The sequence below is a fragment of the Ruegeria sp. H3 genome, from assembly GCF_056533095.1.
In genome coordinates this window covers 322,856-334,450 of sequence record NZ_JBQFOD010000003.1, presented here as the reverse complement: position 1 = coordinate 334,450, position 11,595 = coordinate 322,856, and the positions used below count along the sequence as shown (strand labels likewise).

At 57.1% G+C, this 11,595-nt stretch carries 8 protein-coding genes and 1 tRNA gene; 4 read left to right on the top strand and 5 right to left on the bottom strand.

Annotation, left to right across the window (positions count from 1 at the left end):
• The first annotated feature begins 270 nt into the window (after window positions 1-270).
• The 4 genes from ACR0JE_RS06075 (at window position 271) to ACR0JE_RS06060 (ending at window position 5,397) form a co-directional block, all read left to right on the top strand.
• A tRNA-Gly gene (locus tag ACR0JE_RS06075) sits at window positions 271-344 on the top strand.
• 245 nt (window positions 345-589) lie between these two features.
• Complete coding sequence (locus ACR0JE_RS06070; RefSeq protein ID WP_480863504.1) at window positions 590-2,410, top strand: ABC transporter transmembrane domain-containing protein; 1,821 nt, start codon at window positions 590-592, stop codon at window positions 2,408-2,410.
• Between the two features lie 161 nt (window positions 2,411-2,571).
• Window positions 2,572-4,461 (top strand): acyl-CoA synthetase, encoded by a 1,890-nt coding sequence (locus tag ACR0JE_RS06065; protein ID WP_480863503.1) that lies wholly within the window; start codon window positions 2,572-2,574, stop codon window positions 4,459-4,461.
• Window positions 4,462-4,473: 12 nt separating this feature from the next.
• Entirely contained in the window at window positions 4,474-5,397 is a 924-nt protein-coding gene (locus ACR0JE_RS06060) for an alpha/beta hydrolase (RefSeq protein ID WP_480863502.1), read from the top strand.
• A 7-nt stretch (window positions 5,398-5,404) separates the two neighbouring features.
• On the opposite strand, the gene ACR0JE_RS06055 is transcribed toward ACR0JE_RS06060, so the two are convergent.
• The 5 genes from ACR0JE_RS06055 to ACR0JE_RS06035 all read right to left on the bottom strand — a co-directional run bounded on the left by ACR0JE_RS06055 (window position 5,405) and on the right by ACR0JE_RS06035 (window position 11,399).
• Window positions 5,405-6,241: an alkaline phosphatase family protein gene (locus ACR0JE_RS06055; protein ID WP_480863501.1), complete on the bottom strand. Its 837-nt coding sequence runs from the start codon at window positions 6,239-6,241 to the stop codon at window positions 5,405-5,407.
• A gap of 150 nt (window positions 6,242-6,391) precedes the next feature.
• Entirely contained in the window at window positions 6,392-8,029 is a 1,638-nt protein-coding gene (locus ACR0JE_RS06050; protein ID WP_480863500.1) for an ABC transporter ATP-binding protein, read from the bottom strand.
• Window positions 8,026-8,841: an ABC transporter permease gene (locus ACR0JE_RS06045; RefSeq protein WP_170533053.1), complete on the bottom strand. Its 816-nt coding sequence runs from the start codon at window positions 8,839-8,841 to the stop codon at window positions 8,026-8,028. The genes ACR0JE_RS06050 and ACR0JE_RS06045 overlap by 4 nt, the downstream gene beginning before the upstream one ends.
• Entirely contained in the window at window positions 8,841-9,797 is a 957-nt protein-coding gene (locus tag ACR0JE_RS06040) for an ABC transporter permease (RefSeq protein WP_170531799.1), read from the bottom strand. The genes ACR0JE_RS06045 and ACR0JE_RS06040 overlap by 1 nt, the downstream gene beginning before the upstream one ends.
• A gap of 15 nt (window positions 9,798-9,812) precedes the next feature.
• Window positions 9,813-11,399 carry an ABC transporter substrate-binding protein gene (locus ACR0JE_RS06035; protein WP_170531801.1) on the bottom strand — a complete coding sequence of 529 codons (1,587 nt, stop codon included), beginning with the start codon at window positions 11,397-11,399 and terminating at the stop codon, window positions 9,813-9,815.
• Window positions 11,400-11,595 lie beyond the last annotated feature (196 nt).

Sequence of the window (11,595 nt, the reverse complement as noted above, 5' to 3'; positions counted from 1 at the left end):
TATGACAGATGCCCAAAGGTATTCCTTTCGGCCATCGCTCTAGCAGCTACCGTACTGTTCTGGCTGTAAATCAATGAGTCTGGAGCCTAGGATAACGCGAGGCCGCGCTGCCCTCTTTCAGGTGCCCTCTCGTCGAGCCACTACTGCCCAATCAGGTATCGGGTTCTGATAACAACAATTATGATGAGACATAATACAGATTGTTTGCAGACTCTTGAGTGGTTCCACTTGACCTCCAAATTCACATGAAATAGGTGATGCTGTACTTAAGCGGGCGTTGTGTAGTGGTAAGACCTTAGCCTTCCAAGCTAATGACGCGGGTTCGATTCCCGCCGCCCGCTCCAAGATTTATTTTCCGACACAAGACCTGCAACAATTTGATTTGTTGAATTAAAATTGGATCGAAACGCTTGTCTTCCAAGTATGCTATGTCGGTTCGATTCCGTCTACCCGCTCCAGTTGCTTCCTTTGCGAATTCTGCGTCAAATGGCCCTGAGGCACAGGCAATTTCAGCACGTGAGCTTGACCCCCGTTGCCTCTAGCGCCAAGAAACAGAAACCCAGAATTGATCAGGAAACATAGGCCCGACATGGCAAGACAGACTGCGACCGGTCAGACACCATCATCACCGCCTGGGGCCAGTGAAGAGCGTGCCACATCAAAAAAGCTGAGCGTTCTAAGGGCGCTTTGGCCCTTCATGCGCCCATATGGCGCGCTGATGTTTGGTGCAGCGCTTGCATTGTGTCTGACTGCGGGGATGACACTGACCTTGCCTTTGGCCGTGCGCCGCGTGGTCGACAATTTCCGCATTCAGGATGGGGAACTTCTGGATTGGTACTTCCTTGCGGCGCTGGGCATCGCTGGTGTTTTGGCGGTGGGCACGGGCATTCGGTATGCGCTGGTCACGCGTTTGGGCGAACGCGTGGTGGCCGATATCCGCAAGGCCGTGTTTGACCGGGTCATTGGCATGAGCCCCGCATTTTATGAGCGTATCATGACCGGCGAGGTGCTCAGCCGGATCACCACGGACACAACCTTGATACAATCGGTTTTGGGCTCATCCGTTTCGATCGCTCTGCGCAATATGCTGATGTTTCTGGGTGGTTTGGTGCTGATGCTGCTGACATCGGCAAAGCTGACAGCGCTTGTCCTGCTTTTGATTCCTGTGGTGATCGTGCCGATCCTGGTTCTGGGCCGTCGCTTGCGCGCCATTAGCCGTGAAAATCAAGATTGGATCGCGGCGTCCTCTGGTAATGCAGGTGAGGCGTTGGGCGCGGTGCAAACGGTTCAGGCCTTTACCCACGAACGGGCGAGCCGAAAGCAGTTTGGCGAGATGACGGAAACCTCATATATCGTCTCGCTGCGCCGCATCCAAACCCGTGCTATCCTGACCGTGATCGTCATTTTTCTGGTGTTCTCGGGTATCGTCGGCGTGCTTTGGATGGGGGCCAATGATGTCCGCAACGGGGTGATGACAGAAGGGGTGCTGATCCAGTTCGTGATCTATTCGGTGATCATGGCAGGATCAGTCGCCGCGCTGTCCGAAATCTGGAGCGAGTTGCAACGCGCCGCCGGCGCGACCGAACGACTGGTTGAGTTGCTCAATGCCGAAGATACGGTCCTCGATCCTGTACGGGCCAAAATGCTGTCGCAACCGGTTCGTGGTGAGATCCGGTTTCAAGATGTCACTTTCCGCTATCCTGCGCGGCCCGATGTGGTGGCGTTGGACAGCCTGTCCCTGCAAGTGAACCCCGGCGAAACCGTAGCCTTTGTTGGCCCCTCTGGGGCTGGCAAGACAACGGTTATTCAGATGATCCAGCGGTTCTATGACCCGAACACCGGGTGTGTTCTGTTGGATGGGGAAGACCTGACCGGTTTGGATCGGACGGATTTCCGCCGCCATATTGCCCTTGTCCCGCAGGACCCGGTAATCTTTGCTGCCTCAGCGCGCGAGAACATCCGGTTTGGCCGCCTTGATGCCTCGGATGCCGAGGTCGAAGCTGCCGCGAGGGCCGCCGCTGCACATGAGTTCATTGCGGCACTGCCCGAAGGCTATGACAGTTTTGTAGGCGAGCGTGGCGTGATGCTGTCGGGGGGGCAAAAACAACGCATCGCCATAGCCCGGGCCATACTGCGGGATGCGCCGGTGTTGCTGCTGGACGAGGCGACCTCGGCCCTGGATGCGGAAAGCGAACGGGCGGTGCAGGGGGCGGTTGACCAGATGCGCGCGGGCCGGACGACCCTGATTGTGGCGCATCGTTTGGCCACGGTGAAGAAGGCGGATCGGATTGTCGTGATGGAAGCGGGGCGCATTGTTGCGCAGGGCACGCATGACGATCTGGTGGCGCAAGATGGGCTTTATGCCCGCTTGGCGCGCCTGCAATTCACCGATGGGGTAGCCGCAGAATAGGGTGACGTAGGGACAGATCAGTTTCCGCCGTAGCGTTATTCTACATTTTCAAGTTTTCCAGCGCTAAGCCCTTGCTTGTGTCAGCCGGGTTGTGATCCCATCTATGTGAGGATCAAAACCGCGTGAGACACGTGGGAGACTACAAGACGGGGAGGAGCCACATGGCCTTTGTAGGGCGTGAAGACAAACTGCGTATCGAACAGGAAATGGCGTGGGAGGATCGTGATCTTCCGGTCACCTTCCATCAACTGTTGTCTCGGACAGCAGAGAAGTTTCCCAATCACAACGCGATCAGTTTCCAATTGTTTTCCGGTCCGACAGACAAGGCCGAAACGCTGACATGGTCTGATTTGCTGGGGCAGGTCAATCAGGTGGCGAACCTGTTCCGCTCGCTTGGCGTGGGCGAAAACGACGTCGTTGCCTACGTGTTGCCCAACTGTAATGAGACTTTGGTCACTATGATGGGTGGCGCGGTTGCAGGGATCGTGAATCCGATCAACCCACTGTTGGAGCCCGAACAGATCGCCGCGATCTTGCGGGAAACCGAAGCCAAGGTTGTGGTGACGCTGCGTTCCTTCCCAAAGACGGATGTGGCGCAAAAGGTGGAAGAGGCTGTGCGCCATGCACCGAAGGTGCATACGATCCTTGAGATTGACCTGAACCGCTATCTGACCCCTCCGAAATCATGGATCGTTCCGCTGCTGCGCCCCAAAATGGGCGACAAGGAAAAGCTGGCTCATGCGGATTACAAGAATTTCAATAAAGAGCTGGCGAAACAGCCCAAGACGCTGACTTTTGCAGACAGCACCGAAGATCGCGTCGCCTGCTATTTCCATACTGGTGGCACGACCGGAATGCCGAAAGTGGCGCAGCATAAATATTCGGGCCTGATCTATAACGGCTGGCTTGGGCATACGCTGCTATTTGATGAAAATGACGTCATCATGTGCCCACTGCCGATGTTCCACGTCTTCGCAGTACATGTGATCATGATGGCTGCAGTCTCATCTGGGGCGCACGTGATCTTCCCGACACCGCAAGGGTATCGCGGCGATGGTGTTTTCGACAATTTCTGGAAGCTTATCGAACGCTGGAAAGTCAGTTTCATCATCACCGTGCCCACGGCGATTTCTGCGAAAATGCAGCGCCCGGTGGATGCGGATATCTCCAGCGTGAAAACCGCCTTTTCGGGGTCGGCGCCTCTGCCCGTTGAACTGTTCCGCCGTTTCGAAGAAGCAACCGGTGTGACCATCGTCGAAGGCTATGGCCTGACCGAAGCGACATGCCTGGTCTCGTGCAACCCGGTTGATGGTGAGAAAAAGATTGGGTCTATAGGCATCCCGTTCCCCTATACGGATGTCAAAATCCTGATGGACGGGCCGGATGGTCCCAAGGAATGTGCCGCTGACGAAATCGGAGAGATCTGCATCTCGAACCCAGGCGTATTTCCGGGTCACACCTATACCGAGGTCGACAAGAACGAAAACCTGTATCACTTCGAAAAATACCTGCGCACAGGTGATCTGGGTCGTTTTGATGAAGACGGGTATCTTTGGATCACTGGGCGCGCGAAGGATTTGATCATTCGTGGCGGACACAACATTGATCCGGCTGAAATCGAAGAAGCCCTGTTGGGGCACGAGGCCGTGGCTTTTGCCGGAGCCATCGGCCAGCCCGATGCGCATTCAGGTGAATTGCCCTGTGCTTTTGTCGAACTGGTCGATGGCGCCTCGGTCACCGAAGAGGCATTGTTGGAGTTCTGTAAGGTCCACGTGCACGAACGTGCAGCGCAGCCCAAACATATGACCATCCTTCCGGAACTGCCGAAAACAGCGGTTGGCAAAGTGTTCAAGCCGGACCTGCGCAAAAACGCGATCACGCGTGTCTATAATGGTGCGTTGGAGGAGGCTGGGGTCGAAGCTCGGGTGGTTTCGGTCATTGATGACAAGAAACGCGGACTTGTTGCGCAGCTTGACGCGAACGGTTCATCCGAAGACGATGTCAGCAAGGTGCTGGGATCGTTCACCCGGCCGTGGGAGTGGGCTGCCTGACCGGGAGGTAACATGGATTATGAACGTCTGATCGATGAAGAAACATGGGCGTTCATAAGACGCACGGCAGAAAGCTATCCCGACAACGCGGTTGATCTGTCGATCGAGGAACAACGCAAGGTCTATAACGCGATGTGTCAGACCTTTCGCCAACCGCGCCCGAATGGAGTTGAAACAGAAGACCGGTCCGCCAATGGCGTGCCGGTCCGCGTTTATACAGCGGGCGATCCGACCCGCGTAGTCATCTATTTTCATGGCGGCGGCTTTGTCGTCGGCGGGCTGGACAGCCATGATGATGTCTGCGCTGAAATCTGCGCCCAAACCGGGTATCGCGTTGTTTCAGTGGACTACCGGCTATGCCCAGAACACGTGCATCCTGCGCAGTTTCAGGACAGTGTGGCAGCGGTCGACTGGGCGGTTGCCGAATACAGCGTTCCGATTGTGTTGGCGGGTGACAGTGCCGGTGGGAATCTGGCTGCGGCGGTTGCCCATCATATGAGGGGCCAACCGGGTGACGTGTTGGGGCAGGTTCTGATCTATCCGGGTCTGGGCGGAGACAGCTCTGCTGAGTCTTACTTGGAGCATGCGCAGGCGCCGCTACTGACCCGCGATGAAATATTGTTCTATGAAAAGGTTCGATGCGGCGGGGCAGCGCCCGAAAGCGATCCGACCTTTGCACCGCTTCACGACACAGATTTCTCAGGGCTGCCTCCAACTGTAGTGATCACTGCGGATTGCGATCCGTTACGAGATGATGGGGCTGTTTATTGTGAACAGATAACTCGGGCAGGCGGTCGGGCCTATTGGATCAACGAAGCGGGTCTGGTGCACGGCTATCTACGCGCCCGCAACAGCGTGAAACGCGCAGCTGATAGTTTCGAACGCATATCCGTGGCCATCGAAGCATTGGGGCAGGGCATTTGGGCCTATGGTTAGGCCCTGATCACTTCAGGAATGGTTCGCCCTTCATTGTGTCCGCAATCGGTGCGCCCATCCGGGTCAGGATTGTGGGGGCCAGTTGCAACTGGTCAATCACCGCATCGGCCTGCGGGCCGTCGGCATCGCCGAAGTAATACAGGGCCGTTTCCTGCTGCAAAGCGCCCCGCCCACCGTGGTGGCCACGCTCGTCCTGTCCGTGATCGGCGGTTACGATGACCTCATATCCCAACTGTCGCCAGCGGGGGATGAAAGGGGCCAGCATTTCATCGGCGACAAAACAGGCATGGTCCATCTCCTGGCAGTCGTGAAAAAACCGATGGCCCATACTGTCCAGGGTGCAGGCATGCAGGATGCCGTAGTCCAGACCAAAGCGCAGACACAGGTTGGTCAGAGTGGCAAACAGATCAACGTCCGAGGGCGTCATCTGGTTGTCCTTGCCATAGCCCGTCATTGTGTGGAACCGGCCGTGGTTTATGGTTTTGCTATCCGGTTCGTCATATTCCACATCGCGGACATAATCGAACGGGTGCCGGTTGAAGAACTGGGACCAATAGCTATGCGTGACGGCCCCGGTGACACCGCCCGCCTCGCGCACTTGGCTGAATATATCCTTGTGGCTCAGGCGGAACACATTTCCGTTGCCGGTACATCCATGTTCCTGCGGTGTGACGCCCGTATGGATTGATGCATAGCAACTGGCCGAGATTGAGGGCAGCACAGCCCGCAGCTTCCAAACGCGCGCCTCACCGCTGTCCACCCAACCTTCGAGGTTGCCGAACAGGCGGCGGAAATTGCGCCAGGGGACGCCGTCCAGGATGATCAAAAGAAGTTTACGGTCCATCAGCTTACCTATCTGATTTGGTATTCTACCGACCCTAGCGGAATCGCGGTTTCAGGGCCGTTCATTCGCGCCCCAAATATCAAAATCCCGACACCTGCAACGGAGCAAGATGCCGGGATTTGGAAACTTCATGGAACTGTTACTGTGTGTTCAGTTCCCGGCGCTCTCCATCTTGCGGTGGGCGACAACCTCTTCCAGCCAACCCAGATGCATCTCGGGGACCGAGCTGAGCAGCAGGTCCGTATAGTCATCGAAGGGCGGGCTCAGCACCTGGCTTTTGGGCCCGTAGCGCACAACGCGGCCCTGATACATCACTGCGATACTGTCGCTGATCGCGCGAACCGTCGCCAGATCGTGGGTGATGAACAGGTAAGCCACATCCTCGATCTTCTGCAGGTCCAGCAGCAGCTTCAGGATGCCGTCGGCCACAAGTGGGTCAAGGGCCGAGGTAACCTCATCACAGATGATCATCTTGGGCTTGGCCGCCAGCGAGCGTGCGATGCACACACGCTGTTTCTGACCGCCCGAAAGCTCAGCCGGATAGCGGTCGATGAACTTCTCGCCTAGCTCGATCTCATCTAGCAGTTCAACCACGCGCTTGCGTTTTTCCGCGCCCCGGATGTTGAAGTAGAACTCCAGCGGGCGACCGATAATCGTGCCAACGGTCTGGCGCGGGTTCATTGCCACGTCCGCCATCTGGTAGATCATCTGCAGCTCGCGCAGGTCCTCACGCGTGCGGCCTTTGAGGTCAGCAGACAGTTTGCGCCCGTTGAACGTGATTTCACCATCGCGCGGTGGCAGCAAGCCGGTGATCACACGCGCAAGCGTAGATTTACCCGAACCGGATTCACCCACCACCGCCAGTGTTTGCCCCGGATGAAGCTCGACATTGACATTGTGCAGCACGTCGAAATTCAGCCCCTTATAGCGCGCGGTGATCCCGTCGACGCTCAGCACCGGTTCAGATGTCGGCTGTTTCTCTTCGTGCTCGATGGACCGGACCGAGACCAGAGCCTTGGTATACTCCTCTTGCGGGTTGTTGATGATCTGATCGGTGTTGCCATATTCCACTGTATTACCCATACGCAGAACCATGATGTCGTCGCTCACCTGCGCCACGACAGCAAGGTCGTGCGTGATGTAAAGCGCGGCAACGCCGGTATCTGCGATGGCTTCCTTGATCGCCATCAGAACATCGATCTGAGTTGTCACGTCCAGCGCAGTGGTCGGTTCGTCAAACACCACCAGATCAGGTTCGGGGCACAGTGCCAACGCGGTCATGCAGCGCTGCAGCTGACCACCCGAAACCTGGTGCGGATAGCGATCCCCGATGTTGTCCGGATCGGGCAGACCGAGCTTGGCAAACAGTTCGCGCGCACGGGCCTCGGCCTCTTTGCGGCTGAACTTCTTGTGCTCAACAGCCGCCTCTACAACCTGATCCATGATCTTCTTGGCCGGGTTAAAGGACGCGGCGGCAGACTGCGAGACATAGCTGACTTCGCCACCCCGCAGGTTGCGAATATCGCCAAGGGCGGACTTCATGATATCGCGCCCATTGACCCAGACTTCGCCGCCGGTGATCTTCACACCACCCCGGCCATAGGCCATCGAGGCCAGACCGATGGTGGATTTACCGGCCCCGGATTCACCGATCAGCCCCAGCACTTTGCCGCGTTCGAGGTCAAAGCTGACCCCGTGTACGATTTCGATGTCATGGGGCTTTTCGCCCGGCGGATAGACGGTCGCGCCGATCTTGAGGTCGCGGACCTTGAGAAGGGTATCACTCATCCCCGGCCTCCTTTCAGCGATGTGGTGCGGTTCAGGACCCAGTCAGCCACTAGGTTGACCGAGATGGCCAATGTCGCAATGGCTACCGCAGGATAAAGCGCTGCGCCGATGCCATAGACGATGCCGTCCTTGTTTTCCTTCACGATGCCACCCCAGTCCGCCAGCGGCGGCTGTACGCCCAGACCCAAGAAAGACAGGGTCGAGATGAACAGAACCATGAAGATGAACCGCAGGCCGAATTCAGCCACCAAGGGCGACAGTGCGTTGGGCAGGATTTCCCGGAAGATAACCCAGCCGCGGCCTTCGCCACGCAGTTTGGCAGCCTCGACATAGTCCATCACGTTGATGTCCACGGCGACAGATCGTGACAGGCGATAGGGGCGCGTGGCGTCCAACAGACCCATCACAAGGATCAGGATCGGTACAGTCACCGGAACGATTGCCAGGATAACCAGCGCCAGGATCAACGTCGGAATCGACATGACCAGATCAACTGCTCGGCTTAGCACCTGATCGGCCCAACCGCCGAGAACAGCCGCCAAAAGGCCCAGAGAGGTGCCGGTGACGAAGCTGAGGATAGTGGCCGCCGCCGCGATAAAGATCGTGGTGCGCCCGCCATAGATCATGCGGGTCAGCAGATCGCGCCCGATATTGTCGGTGCCCAGCAGATGCTCGGCGCTGGACGGCTCCCACACATCGCCAACCACTTCGGCCATGCCGTAGGGGGCGATCAACGGGGCTGCGAAAGCGATGAAAAAGTACAATCCTGTAAAGAACAGACCGATCATTGCCGAAATAGGAATATTCTTCATCATTTCGGATGCCTCAGTCTTGGGTTGGCCAGGATCGAGACGATGTCAGCCACCATGTTCAGCCCGATATAGACGGCGGCAAAAACAACGCCGCAAGCCAGAACAACTGGTACGTCACGCTTGGTCACCGAGTCCACCAGGTATTGACCCATGCCGGGATAGACGAACACCACCTCGACCACGACGACGCCGACGACCAGATAGGCCAGGTTCAGCATCACGACGTTGACGATAGGTGAGATTGCATTCGGGAACGCATGGCGCGCGATGACCTGAAAATTCGACAGGCCCTTCAGCTCGGCCGTCTCAATGTAAGCGGATTGCATGAGGTTCAAGATCGCCGCACGGGTCATGCGCATCATCTGCGCCAGCACGACCAGAGTCAGAACAAAAGCGGGCAATGCGATTGCGTTCAGTTTCTCTCCGAACGACATCGAGTCGTTGATCATGGCCAGAGACGAGAACCAACCCAGTTTCACGGAAACGAAGTAGATTACCACGTAGCCGATCAGGAACTCCGGGATCGAAACCGTTGTCAGCGTGATGGCAGAGATCAGCTTGTCCGGCCAGCGGTTGCGGTAACGCACGGCCAGCAAACCCAGAAAGATGGCAAGGGGAACAGAGACAACAGCGGCAGCACAGGCCAGAAACAGGGTGTTGCCCAACCGTTTACCAATGCTTTCAGCAATGTCGAGCTTGTTGGTCAGGGACTGACCCAGATCGCCCTGCACAATACCACCCAACCATTCGGCATAACGGGTCAAGGCCGGGCGGTTCAGGCCCATTTCTTCGCGCAGGTTCTCCAGCGCCTCTGGGGTTGCGGATTGTCCAAGGACCGCTTGTGCCGCGTCCCCAGGAAGAGCTTCGGTGAGGCCGAAAATCAGAGCCGATGCACCGAAGAGAAGCAGGAGTCCCAGCGCGAGGCGCTGGGAAACCAGTTTGATGATAGGATGCATGATCCGTGGCCCGAGTTACGCGAACCACATCTTGCGGGACATGTTGCCGTTCATCATCTCTTGGGTCGGGTCAGTTTCCCAACCGGCCAGATCATTGCTGACACCTTCAACAAAGTCGTTGAACATCGGGCAGATCAGGCCACCTTCGTTGCGGACCATCTGGCCCATCTGGCTGTAGATGTCCTTGCGCTTGTCGTTGTCCAGCTCGGCACGTGCAGAGAACAGCAGCTCGTCGAAAGCGGGTACTTTAAAGCGCGTGTCGTTCCAGTCCGCACTCGACAGATAGGCTGTCGAATACATTTGATCCTGCACCGGACGACCACCCCAATACGAGGCGCAGAACGGCTGAACGTTCCAGACCTCGGACCAGTAGCCATCATTGGGTTCGCGCTTGATCTCCAGTGGGATGCCTGCCTGTGCGGCCGTTTGCTGGAACAGGGCTGCGGCGTCCACGGCACCCGGGAAGGCTCCATCAGCAACGCGCAGGATGATGGGCGATCCATCATGGCCGGATTTCTGGTAATGCTCGGCGGCTTTTTCCAGGCTGAACTCACGCTGCGGGATCGAGCCGTCGAACAACGGATACGCGGCGTTGATCGGCATGTCATTCCCGATCGAGCCATAGCCACGCAGTACCTTGTCAACCAGTTCCTGACGGTTGATCGCATGCTTCAGCGCCAAGCGTAGTTCGTTTTCATCGAACGGTGCAGTGTCACAATGCATAATGAACACATAGTGGCCACGGCCAGCTGTCGAATGCACGGTCAGGTTGGGTGCGCGTCCCAGCAGATCGGCCACCTTGGGCTCGACACGGTTGATCGCGTGAACCTGACCGGATTGCAGCGCGGCAGTACGAGCAGTCGCGTCGTTGATGACGACGATTTCAACGCCGTCAAAATGTCCAAAATCAGAGTTCCAGTGGTTGGCGAATTTTTTGTAGGTATGACGAACGCCAGGCTCGTTGACCTCGACCTGATAAGGACCGGTGCCGATGCCAGCACCTGGATCTTCCATGCCACCATCGGGTTGAACGATCAGGTGATAGTCGGCCAACAGATAGGGCAGGTCAGCATTTGGCTCGTTCAGGGTAACTTGGAAGTTGTCGCCATCGGCCTTCATCGACTCGATGCCGCGCATTATACCCAGCGCACCGGATTGCGAATCTTCGTTCGAATGGCGCTGCATGGTCTTCAGCACGTCTTCGCTGGTCATGGTTTTGCCGTTGTGGAACTCAACGCCCTGACGCAGTTTGAAGGTCCAGACTTTCGCATCGGCGCTGCCTTCGACGCTCTCCGCCAGGCGTGGTTCGATGGTGCCATCCGTTGCAACTTCGACAAGCTGGTCACCAAACTGCTTACCGTTCTGGAACGGAACCGAGCTTGCATAGGTGGCCGGATCAAGCGAGTTGGTGGATTCGCCGCCCTGAAGGCCGAATTTCAGAACGCCACCTTTCTTCGGGCTGGCGGCACGCGCAGCATCGGCGAACATCGTGCTGGCGACAGCGGCCGACACGCCCAGAGCGGCAGCTTTGCCCATGAACTCACGGCGCGTCAGTTTCCCCGCTGTGACCTGGCCTGCCATATGGGTTAGTTGTTCTTTCATCTGTAATCTCTCCCAGTTGAGTGAATATTGCCCTTCAAGGGCTTGTTATTGACGCATGAGTCAACGTTGGCGCATTTGGGCCAGCCCGGCAAGATTTAATATCTCACTAGGACGTGTGGCGCATGGCGCTGTGTTTCTTTGATTTTGGCCATTCGAACATGTAGCTGACGGTGCCGTGGGTAGCGATCAGACAAAG